Origin of the sequence: Chryseobacterium nepalense (genome assembly GCF_023195755.1) — a bacterium.
Classification (GTDB): domain Bacteria; phylum Bacteroidota; class Bacteroidia; order Flavobacteriales; family Weeksellaceae; genus Chryseobacterium; species Chryseobacterium nepalense.
In genome coordinates this window covers 3,191,235-3,205,993 of record NZ_CP096203.1, presented here as the reverse complement: position 1 = coordinate 3,205,993, position 14,759 = coordinate 3,191,235, and the positions used below count along the sequence as shown (strand labels likewise).

At 35.8% G+C, this 14,759-nt stretch carries 17 protein-coding genes; 6 read left to right on the top strand and 11 right to left on the bottom strand.

Features of this window, described 5'->3' with window-relative positions:
- Position 1 precedes the first annotated feature (1 nt).
- The 6 genes from mazG to ruvX all read right to left on the bottom strand — a co-directional run bounded on the left by mazG (position 2) and on the right by ruvX (position 4,992).
- Complete coding sequence (mazG, locus tag M0D58_RS14410; RefSeq protein ID WP_248390879.1) at positions 2 to 769, bottom strand: nucleoside triphosphate pyrophosphohydrolase; 768 nt, start codon at positions 767 to 769, stop codon at positions 2 to 4.
- A gap of 556 nt (positions 770 to 1,325) precedes the next feature.
- Positions 1,326 to 1,562, bottom strand: a complete 237-nt coding sequence (locus M0D58_RS14405) for a hypothetical protein (protein WP_248390876.1) — start codon at positions 1,560 to 1,562, stop codon at positions 1,326 to 1,328.
- Between the two features lie 71 nt (positions 1,563 to 1,633).
- Complete coding sequence (locus M0D58_RS14400) at positions 1,634 to 3,109, bottom strand: hypothetical protein (protein WP_248390873.1); 1,476 nt, start codon at positions 3,107 to 3,109, stop codon at positions 1,634 to 1,636.
- A gap of 236 nt (positions 3,110 to 3,345) precedes the next feature.
- Positions 3,346 to 3,909, bottom strand: coding sequence for a DUF5606 family protein (locus tag M0D58_RS14395; RefSeq protein ID WP_169229223.1), 564 nt, complete (start codon positions 3,907 to 3,909; stop codon positions 3,346 to 3,348).
- Positions 3,910 to 4,006: 97 nt separating this feature from the next.
- Positions 4,007 to 4,579, bottom strand: coding sequence for a peptide deformylase (gene def / locus M0D58_RS14390; protein WP_066440264.1), 573 nt, complete (start codon positions 4,577 to 4,579; stop codon positions 4,007 to 4,009).
- The gene (gene ruvX, locus M0D58_RS14385; RefSeq protein ID WP_248390871.1) at positions 4,576 to 4,992 is read right to left on the bottom strand and encodes a Holliday junction resolvase RuvX; all 417 of its coding nucleotides are present in this window, start codon (positions 4,990 to 4,992) and stop codon (positions 4,576 to 4,578) included. Before ruvX ends, def begins: the two co-directional genes overlap by 4 nt.
- Positions 4,993 to 5,105: 113 nt before the next feature.
- Here ruvX and M0D58_RS14380 point away from each other — a divergent pair, with 113 nt between their 5' ends.
- Entirely contained in the window at positions 5,106 to 5,585 is a 480-nt protein-coding gene (locus M0D58_RS14380; protein WP_248390867.1) for a SixA phosphatase family protein, read from the top strand.
- Between the two features lie 165 nt (positions 5,586 to 5,750).
- On the opposite strand, the gene M0D58_RS14375 is transcribed toward M0D58_RS14380, so the two are convergent.
- The gene (locus tag M0D58_RS14375) at positions 5,751 to 7,295 is read right to left on the bottom strand and encodes a serine hydrolase (protein ID WP_248390864.1); all 1,545 of its coding nucleotides are present in this window, start codon (positions 7,293 to 7,295) and stop codon (positions 5,751 to 5,753) included.
- Positions 7,296 to 7,439: 144 nt separating this feature from the next.
- On the opposite strand from M0D58_RS14375, the gene M0D58_RS14370 reads away from it, so the two are divergent.
- The 5 genes from M0D58_RS14370 to M0D58_RS14350 all read left to right on the top strand — a co-directional run bounded on the left by M0D58_RS14370 (position 7,440) and on the right by M0D58_RS14350 (position 10,304).
- On the top strand, positions 7,440 to 7,889 hold the full coding sequence (locus M0D58_RS14370) for a hypothetical protein (RefSeq protein WP_248390861.1): 450 nt from the start codon (positions 7,440 to 7,442) through the stop codon (positions 7,887 to 7,889).
- A complete protein-coding gene (locus M0D58_RS14365) occupies positions 7,889 to 8,386 on the top strand; it encodes a metallophosphoesterase family protein (RefSeq protein WP_248390858.1) in 498 nt (165 codons plus the stop codon). The genes M0D58_RS14370 and M0D58_RS14365 overlap by 1 nt, the downstream gene beginning before the upstream one ends.
- Before the next feature lie 39 nt (positions 8,387 to 8,425).
- Positions 8,426 to 8,920: a Smr/MutS family protein gene (locus M0D58_RS14360; RefSeq protein ID WP_248390854.1), complete on the top strand. Its 495-nt coding sequence runs from the start codon at positions 8,426 to 8,428 to the stop codon at positions 8,918 to 8,920.
- Between the two features lie 18 nt (positions 8,921 to 8,938).
- The gene (locus tag M0D58_RS14355) at positions 8,939 to 9,655 is read left to right on the top strand and encodes a DUF3822 family protein (RefSeq protein WP_248390851.1); all 717 of its coding nucleotides are present in this window, start codon (positions 8,939 to 8,941) and stop codon (positions 9,653 to 9,655) included.
- A 64-nt stretch (positions 9,656 to 9,719) separates the two neighbouring features.
- Positions 9,720 to 10,304 (top strand): RsmD family RNA methyltransferase, encoded by a 585-nt coding sequence (locus M0D58_RS14350; RefSeq protein WP_248390848.1) that lies wholly within the window; start codon positions 9,720 to 9,722, stop codon positions 10,302 to 10,304.
- Between the two features lie 229 nt (positions 10,305 to 10,533).
- Here M0D58_RS14350 and murI read toward each other — a convergent pair whose 3' ends face one another.
- From murI to M0D58_RS14330, 4 genes are all read right to left on the bottom strand, one after another.
- Positions 10,534 to 11,364 (bottom strand): glutamate racemase, encoded by an 831-nt coding sequence (murI, locus tag M0D58_RS14345; protein WP_248390843.1) that lies wholly within the window; start codon positions 11,362 to 11,364, stop codon positions 10,534 to 10,536.
- 109 nt (positions 11,365 to 11,473) lie between these two features.
- On the bottom strand, positions 11,474 to 12,598 hold the full coding sequence (gene hemW, locus M0D58_RS14340; RefSeq protein ID WP_248390840.1) for a radical SAM family heme chaperone HemW: 1,125 nt from the start codon (positions 12,596 to 12,598) through the stop codon (positions 11,474 to 11,476).
- A 49-nt stretch (positions 12,599 to 12,647) separates the two neighbouring features.
- Positions 12,648 to 13,598: a PorP/SprF family type IX secretion system membrane protein gene (locus M0D58_RS14335; RefSeq protein WP_248390838.1), complete on the bottom strand. Its 951-nt coding sequence runs from the start codon at positions 13,596 to 13,598 to the stop codon at positions 12,648 to 12,650.
- Between the two features lie 51 nt (positions 13,599 to 13,649).
- Entirely contained in the window at positions 13,650 to 14,723 is a 1,074-nt protein-coding gene (locus M0D58_RS14330) for an RluA family pseudouridine synthase (RefSeq protein ID WP_248390826.1), read from the bottom strand.
- Between the last annotated feature and the right edge of the window lie 36 nt (positions 14,724 to 14,759).

Below are 14,759 nucleotides of genomic sequence, written 5' to 3'. Positions count from 1 at the left end.
GTTACTGAAATTGTTTTGCTTCTTCCCAAAGAACATCCATTTCTTCCAATGACAAATCTGCAAGTTTCAGATTTTTCTCCGATGCCAGGTTTTCCATTTTCTGAAATCTTGAAATGAATTTTATATTGGTTCTTTCCAATGCAGAATCCGGATTGATGCCTACAATCCTCGCATAGTTGATTAGGGAGAAAAACACATCGCCCAGCTCCTGCTCTTTTTTATCCAGATCAGTTTCGTCGTGAAATTCCCGGATTTCTTCATCCACTTTTTTCCACGCATCTTCCGCGTCGTGAAACTCAAAGCCGATGCCTTTTACCTTATCCTGAATTCTGTATGCTTTTACCAAACTTGGCAGGCTCTTCGGAACGCCGCCCAGAATGGATTTGTTGCCTTCTTTCAGCTTCAATTTTTCCCAGTTCTGCTTTACCTCTTCTTCATCTTTTACTTTAGTATCACCGTAAATATGAGGATGGCGGAATATCAGCTTTTCATTTAAAGAATTGATCACATCCGCAATATCGAAACTTTCTTTCTCCGAACCGATCTTCGCATAAAAAACCAGATGCAGCAATACATCGCCCAGCTCTTTTTTAATTTCCTGCAAGTCATTCTGCAAAATCGCATCCGAAAGTTCATAAGTTTCCTCCAGCGTCAGATGGCGAAGCGACTCCAGCGTCTGCTTCTGATCCCACGGGCATTTTTCCCGCAGATCGTCCATAATATCCAATAATCTTCCGAAAGCTTCCAGTTTTTCCTGTTTGGTATTCATAGTTGAGAATTCAAGTCTTACAAATTTACGGGAAATCTTTCTGAATGTTCTTTTGTCGTAAAACAAAAGAACGAAAAATTCAAGACTTGGAATCTTTCGTTAAAAATTAAAACGTAATCCTAAAACTCAATTATAAAAGCTTCTACACTGCGTTTGTCATCCCGTAGGGATCTCGACCTAGTATTAGAGAAGTAAAAGGAAGATTGAATATGAATTTTCTAGTAATAAACAACTTTAAACAGATGATAAAATCATAAATATTCTACCCGCCAAATTTTGTTGCTGCCCAAACATTGCGGCTACAAAAATATTTCCGAACTGATGGACTTCCCTACTCCGCAACATGACCGCATAAAAGTGACCGTGAAACAGATCTATAATGAAAGCGGAACTAAGTGGTGGGGATTGAGGGAATTGAATAGAAAAACTCCTGGGTTTTCAGGAGTAATAACTGGTGTTTAATGTAAAATATTAACTTATTATTTCAGTTATAAAATTCTATCGTTTTTGAGATTATTTACTACCTATATAGTGTTTTTAGTGAAGGTGTTTTTGCTTATAATGTTGTTTGTCCAAAATCTAATTCGAATTCTATGTTACCTTCTACATTTTTGTGAAATACAGCTTCACAAATTAATTCTGGAAAATCGGAAGTCCAAAATCCAAATCTAAGTTTTTCTCCTTCTTTAATCTCAAGTGTCTTGGAGATTTTTTCAGCCTCTTTTTGACTTAAGATTTGAAGATCTTCAAAAGAATCAGTAGTTTTTCCAATTGAAATGTTATTAGTACTCATTATAATTATGTTTTTAATTTGAAAACTTGTTTTAATTAGTTATTTTTATCGCTTTAATCTTAGGGACAGTATTATTTTACATTTGAAGCTGAAGCTTTTCTTTCTGCGTTTATTAGTATAATATTTTTGTCTTTTTCAAGTTTTAGTTCTTTCAGAATTTTCTGAACTTTTGTATATTCACTTGCGTCAAAATATAAAATTACTTTAATTGAACTTTTTGTATTATTTGCCTCTTCATAAATCTTAACTTGATTTTCAAGATTTTGTTTCAACTTAGAATTAGAGGCTAATTTAAATTCAATCAAAGTTTTATCATTTGCCCCTTTAGAAATTGCATAGTCAACAGGACCTCTTCCGTTATTTACTTCTCGATTAACGTCAAAATCAGAAGCAAACCAGGTTAATCTATAAATTATTTGTAAATCTTCCTCTCTCTTAATGGGATTCCCTTCCACATAAAATAATCTATATCCATCATTCTTTTCAATTACTTGTTGAAGAAATTCAATTCTTTGCAAGGCTTCTTCGTATGACGATTTTGCTGGAATAGAATAGAAATCAGTGCTTTCTAATAATTTTTCTACAAAATTTGAAATTTGATGAATAAAAATTGTTTCTGTCTGCTCAACTTTTTGTCTGGATATATTTTTAGCACCTTCTTTATTTTCTTCTTTTGATTTAATAAACCATTTGATAATTTCGGGGAATTCACGAATAGTTTTTTGTACTGCTTCTGTAATTTCTCTTTGAGTATTTTTCTTGTTCTTAGATGGCTTTGGTAATTGCTTTCTGAAATAATTAAAAATTTCTTGACGAAACTGATCGTTTGGTATACTGCTACAAATCCTTGTAAAATCACCTCTTAAATCATTACTATTTATCCAATTATCATCTTTAGTCAATATATCCCTTGGTGTCAGAATAACATAATCTCCAAAAATAAAAGGCAAAATGTATTCTTTAGGCATCCATCTTTCAAGTTCGTAATCAAAATAAACTTTGTCAACGTGAACTTTTTGGGTTAAAGATTTATCTATAAATTTTAATGCAAATTCTTGAGTATAATCAAGTAAATAGCTTTTAATTAAATTTGTTGTGAAATCGCTAATATTATCTTTACCGACACCAATTTCAAATAACCCAGCTTTTTCTAAATGAGAAGATTGTGTTATTTGTTCTTTTCCTAAGTCATCAAATACTATATGCATTGATGATGACATTGAATTACCAAATTTTTTACCAAGTCCACTACCATTATTTCCAACTTTACTATAGCCGAACCAATTTTGTTTAACTTCCGGAAATAAAAACCAAGATTTTACTTGGGCTTCAGAAATACTACCTTTTGCAGATTTTTCTTTTATAAAAACCAAGTAATTAACAATTTTTTCATGTAGAGATTTGTATTCTTCTTTTTTACTTCCAAATAATAAAAAAGGATCAATAAATAATGGTAAGTCATTAATTAATGAAATATTAAAAGCTCCATAATTTTCTAAATCGGAAGTATCGATATTAAAAAAGTCAGAAAAGTAAATTTTTATCATAAAAAAGTATTTTATAATTATTTTAATGATGTATCAAGGAAATAATTGAAAGTATATATTGAAACTTAGTCAATATATTTGTAAATTAATTAACAAATGTAATAATAAGAAATTATCATTGTTTACGGCAATCCGTATTTATACTGAATTAATAATAGAATTTTTGATTTCAACCAAAAACAACAAAAAACCCCATCAAATCTGATGAGGTCCATATTTTAAGTAAGATAAATTAATTATCCCTGTTTTCTGTGTGTGCTTTTCGGAGCGGCTTTGGCTGCAGAAGTGGCTTTTACTTTTGGAGCGGCTGGCTTTTCAGCTTTTGGGGCTGCTTTTTTAGGCGCTTCTTTTTCTACGTTTACTTCTTCCGTTGCCGGTTCGCCTTCCAGTGTTTCAGGCTCTGCCTTTACGAAGCTTTCCGGAGTGATGTATCCTGCTTTATGAAGGATGTTGTACCACTGCGCCAGTTTTTTGATATCGGAAGCATATACTCTTTCGGTATCATAATTAGGAAGAGAAGCCGTCATGAATTCTTTTAATTCGGCATCAGATGCTTTGTGGTGAATCGCTTCCTTGTAGTCATAGTTTTTGGCAATATTTTCAAAAACTTCGAACAAAGGAACTTCTTTATCAAAAGTGAACATCGCAATATTGTCCAACAGGCTCACCTGGCTGGAATTCCCAATGCTTACTTTTTTCTTCGTGGTAACATCTTCAATGATAAATCCGTTTCTTAGTTGAGAAACTAATTTGTAAAGTCCTGGTTTTCCTGAAATTGAAATTATTTTTTCTAACAGCATAATTTTATTTTTTGTAAATTCTGCAATCAGCTATTCACTTCGACAAGCTCTGTGTGACAACTTTTTGCTTTTCTAATTTTCTTTATTCTATTGTAAACTATTTTGGAAATCTCATTTTGTAACCGATGCTTACGTCACCCTGGGTAATTTTGGTCAGTTTCCCTTTTACCAGCTTCTTTTTCAGTGCGCTGAGGTGGTCTGTAAACAAAATTCCTTCAATGTGATCATATTCATGCTGAATTACGCGGGCTCTAATATCGGAAAAAGTTTCTGTATGTTTTACAAAATTTTCGTCATAATATTCGATCACGATCGTACCTTTTCTCTTCACATCCTCTCTTACGTCCGGAATAGAAAGACATCCTTCGTTGAATTTCCACTCTTCCCCGGATTCTTCAAGAATTTTAGCATTGATGAAAACTTTTTTGAATTCTGCCAGCTCATCTTTGATGTCCTCATAATCTTCATCTTCCGCCAAAGGACTTACATCAATGACAAACAGACGGATATCCAGCCCGATCTGCGGTGCCGCCAAACCAATTCCGTTGGCACTGTACATGGTTTCGAACATGTTTTCTATCAATTCCTGCAGGTTGGGATAATCCTGATCAATATCCTTTCCTACTTTTCTTAACACGGGGTCACCAAAGGCTCTTATCGGTAAAATCATCTTGTTCTTTGTTCTAAAAAATTCTGCAATATGATGGTTGCACTTACTTTATCTATTAATCCTTTCTGCTGTCTCTGTTTTTTATTCTTTCCGCTTTGGGAGATAAAAAAAGAAGCCATCTTGGATGTAAATCTTTCATCGAAGCGGTTGACCTTAACTGTTGGAAATTCTTTTTTAAAAATTTCTATAAACTGCAGAATGTCGGTTTCCACTTCGGAGATATTTCCTTTCAAATCTACGGGAAGACCGATCACAACTTCATCTACTTTATTTTCGCTGAAATATTTCTTTAAAAATTCAGTGAGAAGCGGAGTCGATACCGTATCCAGACCGCTTGCAATGATCTGCATATCGTCGGTTGCGGCAATTCCACAACGTGCCTTTCCATAGTCTATTGCAAGGATTTGTCCCATAGGTTTGCAAATTTAGTAAATTTTAATGATTTTATTCTAAACACATTTTTTTTATAAATCATGTTTTTATTCCGCTAATTTTTTTATAATTTTAATTTTCTAAAAACGATAATATGAAGAGACTCATTCTCGTAAGACATGCGAAGAGCGACTGGCCGGAGGAAACAGAGGACTTCGACAGACCATTGGCAGACAAGGGGTTGGAAGAAGCGATGCATATGTCCCGGTTTATGAAAAACAACAATGTGGCGATAGACTATTTTGTCTCGAGTCCCGCCGTGCGTGCACTGAATACCTGCAGAATTTTCAACCAGTCCTACCATATCAATATTACAACGAATGAGAAGCTTTACAATCCTTCGGAAAGCAATTTTGAGTCTGTGATCTATGATCTTGACGACAATGTAAATTCCGTAGCTTTTTTTTCCCATAACAACGGAATCTCCAATTTTGCGAATTCCATTTCCGAAGATATCTTTCACTTTCCGACCTGCGGCGTTGCGGGTTTTGAGATCGACTGCAATTCGTGGTCCGAGTTCGACGGTGCCAAAAAGAGACTGATGTTTTTCTATGATCCCGGAAAAATAAAATGATACGATCCGGTGACTTCGAGAGCCTCAGCCACCGAATCGTATCAATTCTTATGCAAAAAAATCAAAGATTTTAAAAACTCATGTGTTCTAAAATATGCGCAAAGCTTTATTGTTTATCTAATGTGACTTATGTGTTTAAAAAGCTTCTGTGACTTTGCGGTTAATTTATTTCCGTTTCAAATCCAGATCATCAAAATCAAAACTGAAATCTGTAACATCTGAAATCGGTTTTAATCTCGCCGATTGCGCTTTTCCTGTTTCATCATAATCAAAAATAATGTAGGCATCGGCATCGTAGCTTCTGTCGTCCCATTTGATGATGAAAGAATTATTGGAATACGGCAGCAGCTCCCCTTTTAATCTTGGAGAACTTTTGCAGGAAATCCTGTAGTCATTTCCCTGCTGAGCAATTTCCACATCTCCAAACCATTGATCAGTGTACGTTCCGGTAAATTGTTCTGCTTTTGGCTGAAGGTTTTTATCTTTCCTGAAAGCTTCCGATTTGGCAAACGCTTCTTTTTTCTGTTTGTCGAAACTTTCTTCCATTTTCTTCATCCTTTCGCCGTAGGTTTTCAGCCAATTTCTGTCGGCCACACCCAGATAAGAATCTTTTACGGTATTGGTAATGGTATTAAAAGCCGCTCCGGACTGTTGATTGGTTAACACTACAATTCCCAGTTTCATATCCGGAATTAAGGTAAACTGCGTCACCGTTCCGATCAGCCCGCCCGTATGCTGAACCTGTTTATGCCCTTTCACATCACTTAAAAACCATCCCATTCCATATCCGTAGAAACTGGTATCATAAGGGTTTTTCGCCGCAACGCCGCTTGGAATCTGTAAACTCCAAAGCTGCTGGACATTTTTATCTGAAACTAATTTTTTACCATCTTTCGTGGTGAAATTATTCAATAGAAATTCAGCCCATGTGGTCATGTCTTTGATGTTGCTCATAATACCTCCTGCTGCATTAGCCGTTTCGTTCCAGTCGTGAGGAACCGCGATGGCTTTTCCGTCAACCGGTGCGTGTGCATCGATCTTATTGGCAACCATCTTTGCCCTGTTATAGCTTCCGAAACTTGAAGTCATCCCAACCGGTTTCATGATTCTTTGCTCGATAAATTCGGCCCAGCTTAATCCTGAAATTCTGTGAATCACTTCTCCGGCAACGATAAACATGATGTTGTTATAATCTAAAGTTGTCCTGAAAGGATTTTCAGGTTTTAAATACCGTACATTATGAACAATATCGTTCACCGTTAAATTTCCTCCTTCAGGAAAGAACATCAAATCTCCCTGTCCCAGTCCTAATCCGGCTCTGTGTGTCACCAGATCTTTAATGGTTACATTTTGGGAAACATAGGGATCGTACATTTGAAATTCCGGGATGTATTTTGAAACTTTATCGTCCCAGTTCAGTTTTCCTTCATCTGCTAAGATTGCCAAAGCTGTACAGGTAAAGCCTTTGGAGTTGGAGGCAATCCCCACCAGTGTATTGTCGTCCATTGGCTGTTTCGTTGTTAAAGAGCGTACGCCAAACCCTTTGGAGTAAATAACTTTACCATCCTTAATGATTCCGACTGACATTCCCGGTACATCAAAGGTTTTCAGCGTGTTCTGTATTAGCTCATCTAATTTTTTCTCTTCAACCTGTGCATTGGCTAAACCAACCGTCAGCAAAAGAAGGAAAATAGAAAGTTTCTGCTTCATTTTTTTTGCCTAAAGGTAATAAATTATCATGTTCTGATTTAACCTTAATTTAAGACGTTTCATTCATATCTTTTTAACGTTCGTAAAAAATCAGTTTCCGGAATTTTTTTTAAGTTTATCTTTGTGAAAATTTAAACATTAACAATGAAAACGAAAAAACTACTGACTTTATTTCTATTAATTTCCGGCCTAAGCTTTTATTTTTCCCAAGAAGTTGTCATTAAGGATGATAAGGTTCTGCTGGATGGGAAACAGATTTTGAAAGCCGAAAAAATAAATGTCCTGCAGTATTCATTTTACAGCATGAAAGATGATGAAGAAATTCTCATGTTCAGACAAATGGATAATGAAACGCCAAAATATATGGACGATGATTATTATGTTTTAAATTTCCTAACTGAAAAAACAAAGGTTGAATCCACTGATTTTACAAAAATCTTAAATTTCATGAACTCCAGAAAAGCCATGGAAAAGCTGATCAAATGGCTATTAAAAGAAAGAGTGATCAATAATGATGGTGAATTGAATCCTGAAAGAGTGCAGACATTCAAGGAAAAATACGACGAAAATATTACCGACAGAACTTTTAGATAATGACAAAAATCCTTCTCCTTTCCGATTCTCATTCATACATAGATGACCGTATTTTAGAATATGCCCGACAGGCTGATGAAATCTGGCACGGTGGAGATTTTGGCAGCATGGAAGTGATTGAGCAACTGGAAAAAATAAAACCTTTAAAAGGCGTTTACGGAAATATCGACAATGCAAAAATAAGATCGGAATTTCCCGAAGTGAATCGTTTCTTTTGTGAAGATGTGGAAGTTCTGATGGTCCACATCGGCGGTTATCCCGGAAAATACACACCTGTGACCAGGCAGGAAATTGCTGCAAAGGCCCCTACATTATTTATTTCAGGGCATTCTCATATTTTAAAGGTGATGTTTGATCAGAAAAACAATCTGCTTCATCTCAATCCGGGAGCATGCGGAAAGCAGGGATGGCATAAGGTACGAACGATGATGCGTTTTGTGATTGATGGTTCGGAAATCAGGGATCTGGAAGTTATTGAACTCGGACCTAAGGTTTAAGTTCAGGGGTTAAAGTTCAAGGTTTAGAGTTTAGAGTTTATGAAAATTGGTGATAAAGTTTCTGTGGTAGATGAGGATTTGAGCGGAATTGTAACTTCGGTCAACGGAAATATTGTTGTTTTTAAAGATGAATACGGATTTACCTACCAATATCCGAAAGAAAAATTGGTTCCGAAAAGTTCGGATTTATATGAAAATATCAAAATTGTAAAAAAACCGGAACCCAAGAAAAACATTTCGAAAAAGCATCAGAAAAATGCGTTGGTTCTGGATCTGCACTTTCATAACCTGGTCAAAAATCCCAATGATTATGATAGTTTTGAAAGGCTTTTCATTCAGAAGGAAAGATTACTCGAAACCTTGAGTTTTTGCAGGAAAAACCATCTTAAAAGATTGGAAATCGTTCACGGAATCGGCGACGGTGTTCTGCAGAGAATGGTTTGGGATATTCTGGAAAGCCAGACCGGACTGGATTTTTACAATAAGGAAATACTTCACCATCAATCGGGTGCTGTAATGGTAGAATTTCACTAAATTTGCAGGAATTGAACTATGAACATACTTAATTTACTTTTCACCAAAGACGGACTAACCTACCAGATTGCAAAAAACAAAAGCATCGTGGAAGAAAAATCCTACTTCAAAGATGAAGAATCTCCGGAGAATCTTATTGCAGATAAACTGGATGAAGTATTGATCAAACAGCGGTTTGATGAAATTCATGTTATTTCCGCACTCAATCATTTTACGCTGATGCCGGAAGGCTTTTCCGAGCACGAAGCAGGATTTGATCTGATCGCTTTTAATGCTCCCGTTGATAAGGAAAAAGAAGAGCTGATGTTATCGATCAACGAGAAATTCAAGGTTCAGTTTTATTATACGTTTCCGAAGAATTTTTATAAAAAGATAAAAGAGCCGGCTTTACCTGTGAACTTTAATTTTTCGGGTGAGAAATTTCTGAATTCCATTCAAAATAAAAACAATAAGGAAATTCATATCAACCTTTATCATAATCAGTGTGAATTTTTCGCGATAGATCAGAAGAAAATTATTTTATACAATAATCTTGATGTAAATTCTGAAGTGGATTTTTTATATTTCATCATGTTTACTTTAAGCAAGATCGGTTTTGGGATCAATGAAACCCATTTCTTTGCCTACGGTGAAACCACTGAAAATGAAACTTTTATTTCAGAGCTTCAGAAGTTTGTTAAAAATCTGAAAATCGTATACGATAATATTCCCAATAAAAATTTTATATTAAATTAGACTTGAAAAATCGGGTTAAAGCTTATTTTTTCCTGACCGTTCTACCGTCTAAAACCCAATACTTATGTACAGAATCATTTCAGGCAAATGGAAAGCCAAGAAAATAGCAGCTCCCAGAAATTTTGATGTAAGGCCCACCACGGACTTTGCGAAAGAGGCGCTTTTCAGTATTTTGGAAAATACCTATGATATGCAGTCGGTTTCCGTGCTTGATCTTTTTGCAGGCATCGGTTCTATTACGCTTGAATTTGCTTCCAGAGGCTGTCAGGATATCACTTCCGTAGAAATGAACCCGAAACATACGGCTTTCATTAATGCTACCGCTGCTGAGCTTGATATGGCTTTGCAGGTGAATGTTCAGCGTGGAGATGTCTTCGACTGGCTTAAAAAATTCAGAAATAAAAAGTCTTTTGAGATTGTATTTTCTGATGCACCTTTCGAAATGGAAGAAAAGAAATATCAGGAAATCATTTCTCTGGTTCTAAACAATAAATACCTGAAAGAAAACGGCGTTTTAGTGGTAGAACATCAAAGCCGGATGAAATTTGACCATCCGAATTTAGTGGATACGCGAAAATACGGAAATGTAAGTTTCAGCTTTTTTGAACCGAATAAAGAAGAGGTAACAGAAATACAAAATCAGGAATAATTTCCTGATTTTTTTTATACAATTTTAACTTTATAAATTTTCCACTGCTTTTTGCATTTAATGTATCGAATTTATCAGGAGCTTTTTCCCGCTTTCCATTACAATCTTTTTTTTCAAAAAAGGATTTTCATTACAATCGGGGCTATTTTAGTTTAGTCAATAGTATAAACAGGATGATGAGCCAGATTAAAAGATAAAAGCTGTTTCAGGTAGAAACAGCTTTTTATTTTTATAATACTTTTAATTCCAGATCGATCGATTTACCGAAGAATTTCTTCGAAATTTTCTCAAAATTTTTGGTAAGATCCGAAAGGTAAAAATGATAATTCGGGTTTGGATTCTGATCATTTAGCAGATTGTATTTATCCAGAATACTTTTCAGATGGTTGGCTACGATATTCGGAGAATCAATCACACGGACACGATTTCCGTAATACTGTTTGATTTCATCAATTAACAAAGGATAATGAGTACATCCTAATATCAAGGTCTCGATATTTTTCAGTTTACTGTTACTGAGATAATTATAAATAATTGCGTGGGTAATCGGATGATTTTTAAAACCTTCCTCAATGGCAGGAACCAATAAAGGCGTTGCTAACTCGTCCACTTTAATCCACTTATTATGTTTTCTGATGCTTTTTTTATACAAGCCCGAATTCACCGTGGCTTTTGTTGCAATTACACCAACATTATTATGAATTTCGTACGAAACTTTTTCCGCTACAGGATTGATCACGTCAATTACCGGAACTTTTCCTGCCACCGACTGCATAACTTCATTCAGTGCATTTGCGGTAGCCGTGTTGCAGGCAATTACGATCGCTTTGCAATTTTGTTCCAGCAAAAAATTAGTGATTTTTGTAGAATATTCGATAATGGCTTCCCTGGATTTTTCACCATACGGAAGGTGTTTGGTATCTCCGAAATAAATCAGATCTTCATGAGGAAGAAGTCTCTTAATTTCTTTGGCAACCGTTAAACCTCCAACTCCGCTGTCGAAAATACCAATCGGCTGCTTCGATGAAAGATGAGCGTAATCTTGCTTTTTCGTTTTCAAAATTGAACTGAAATTTTATACAAAAATAGTGAAATTGTTGGATGCCTGAAGCCGGATGTCAGAAGTTTTTTACAAACCGTCACTCTGCCTCCTGCTTCGAACCTTCTGTCTAAACCATAAACAAATCCGCGGCAATTCCGTCTGCCATAAACCAATGTTTTTCAGGAATCTTCAAATGATTTTCTTCTATGATTACTATTCCTTCTTCAAGCTTTGGTTTTATTTGTTTTTGGAAATATTCAAGAATTTCACCGTTGAATTTTTTATTGAACCAAGTAAGATCAACACCCCACACTGTTCGTAAACCGATCATTATCATTTCATTAAACTGATCCTTCTGTGAAAGAATCTCCTCTTCTTTAGCCAAAAGACCGGAGTTTAATTTTTTAATATATTGCTGATTGTTGGCTACATTCCAGCTACGGACATCAAAACCATTGTATGAGTGGGCCGAAGGTCCGATTCCAAGATATTCCTTGTATTTCCAGTATGAAGAATTATGTCTGGAATAAAATCCGGGTTTTGCAAAATTGGATACTTCATAATGTTCAAAACCCTTATCTTTTAGAAAATCAGATAAATAATAGAATTCCTGATTTTGTTCCTCTTCTTTCGGACTGATTACTTTACCTTTTGAAATCCAGTTTTCCAAGGTCGTTTTGGGCTCTACCGTTAACGCATAGGAAGAGATGTGCGGAACTTCCAGCGCAATGGTTTTATTTAAATTTTGTTTCCAGATTTCCATATTGGAAGTAGGCGAACCGTAAATGAGATCAATACTCAGGTTTTCAAATCCGAAATCCTGGGATCTTTTAATAGAGTCCTCTGCTTCGGATGCAGTATGAGCACGGTTCATCAGTTTTAAATCTGCTTCAAAAAAACTTTGAGTGCCAATAGACAAGCGATTTATTGGAGAATCAGAGAGACCTTTCAGAAAGTTTCTATCCAGATCGTCGGGATTGGCTTCCAGCGTTATTTCAATATCTTTTTCAAAACTGAAATATTTTAAAGTTTCATCAATAAGAGATTTTATCTCGTCAGGTGAAAGTATAGAAGGGGTTCCGCCGCCAAAATAGAGAGACTGAAGGTTTTTATTTTGCAATTCATCCTTCCTGAGGAGGATTTCCTTTTTCATCGCAGCCAGCATTTCATCTTTAAAATTCAAAGATGTTGAAAAATGAAAATTGCAGTAGCTGCATTTCTGTTTGCAAAAGGGGATGTGAATATAGATCATAAAAAAAGCCCTGAAAATTCAGAGCTCAAATTTATTTAAATTAAATTAATTAATATCTATAACCTCTGTGGTTAATGAAGTTATCGAAGTTATATCCTACTCCAAGCATGAAGCTGTTTCCTCCATATTCCTGGATATCAGACAATCCGATGTTGTAGGTAGCACCTATCATAAATTTGTTGAATCTTACTTTCACAACCGGAGCAATCTGTAATTGCTGGCTGTCGAATCTGTTCTGAACAGATCTGTAGTTTACCCCGAAAGAGAAAGAATTGATATCATTAAAGAACGTTGCCATTAAGTTATAATCAATCGTTCTTGTAGAGTTGGTGTTAAGGTTGATTAATGCTGAAGGAGTGAAATAGATATTATCACCTACATGCCAGTCATATCCTAAATTTAAAAAGAATTTGATCGGAGAAGGCTCACGTCCGTTAACAATTGCTTCGTCGTTTGTAAGAGCAATATCATTCACAGAAACTGCTGCAAAGATATTTCTATAGGTTGCCGCTACCCCGAAATTGGCATAAGCCATAAAAATGTTGCTTTCAGTTCCCTGTAATAAAGGATCTGAAGCATCCTGTGTATTAATTTTTGAATAATCAAAATTCATGTTGTAAAAGCTTACGCTTGTACCGAAAGAGAACTGGTCTCTTCTGTCTCCTTCACTGCTAAGAGGAATAAAATATGAAGCACCAGCCGTAATACCTCCTGCAGAAATAGGACCATTACTGTCTCTGAATACAGATAAACCTGCCCCTACTCTATCAAAGATGTTCGCGTTAATCCCCACCGACTGTACGTTTGGAGACTCACTGAACTTCGAAAATTGCTGCTGATAGTTAAGATTAAGTTGCACATAGTCAGTTTTTCCGTATTGTGCTGGGTTGAACAGAAACTCACCATCCAAAAGGTATTGTTGATAGTATGGTAATGTTTCTTGTGCTTTGTATGCATTTGACAAAAGAGCTAAACATACGATAGCATATAGTTTTCTCATAACAAATCTTGATTTCAATTCAACAAATATAAAAAAATTCTCAATATATTTTTAGTTTTCTAAATAATTTCTCCATTTTTTTACAGCATCCGCCATATCTTTCGGCATTGGGCTTTCAAAATATAATTCCTTTTTTGTAGTAGGATGTATAAAACCTAAAGTATGGGCATGGAGCGCATGTCTGGGCAGAATTTCGAATACATTTTTTATAAACTGCTTATACTTAGGAAGATTCACGCCACGGAGAGGTGTATGCCCTTCATATCGTTCATCATTAAATAAGGTATGCCCAATGTGTTTGAAGTGCGCCCTGATCTGGTGGGTTCTCCCTGTTTCCAGTTTACATTCTACCCATGTCATATATCTGAATCTTTCCAGAACTTTGTAATGTGTCACTGCATGTTTTCCCTGGCTGCCGTCTTCATAGGTATGCATCTGCATCCTGTTTTTCGGATGGCGCCCGATATGGCCTCTAATGGTGCCTTCATCGTCCTGTACATTTCCCCAGACGAAAGCCCAGTACAGCCTCTTCGTTTTCCTGTCGAAGAATTGTTTTGCTAAAAAGCTCAATGCATATTCATTTTTTGCAATGACCAGTAATCCGGAAGTATCTTTATCGATCCTGTGAACCAATCCTACTCTGTCCAGATCAGACTTCTCACCGTTCTGTTCGAAATGATAGGCTAAAGCATTCACCAAAGTTCCGTCCCAGTTTCCAAATCCGGGGTGAACAACCATTCCGGGATCTTTATCTACAACAATAAGATCATCATCTTCGTACACGATATTGATCGGAATGTTCTGCGGAATAATAAAATTCTCCCTTGGTGGATGCGCCAGTAAAACGGAAATCTGGTCACCCGGCTTTACACGATAGTTCTGTTTTACGGCAACTCCGTTTACGATAACGTTCCCGGCCCTGCAGGTCTGGGAAATTTTATTTCTGGAAGAGTTTTGCCGGAAGATCAATAAGAATTTATCAATTCTCAGGGGTTCCTGACTTTTATCCACCGTAATATTAAGGTGTTCATAAAGTCCTTTATTTTCCTCATCAATATCAATATTATCGATACTGTTCTGGTCTGCTAATTCTTCATCGAAAAAATCTTCGTTATCTTCTGCCATTGTTATATTTTTTTATACAAAAGGCTTCAACATAAT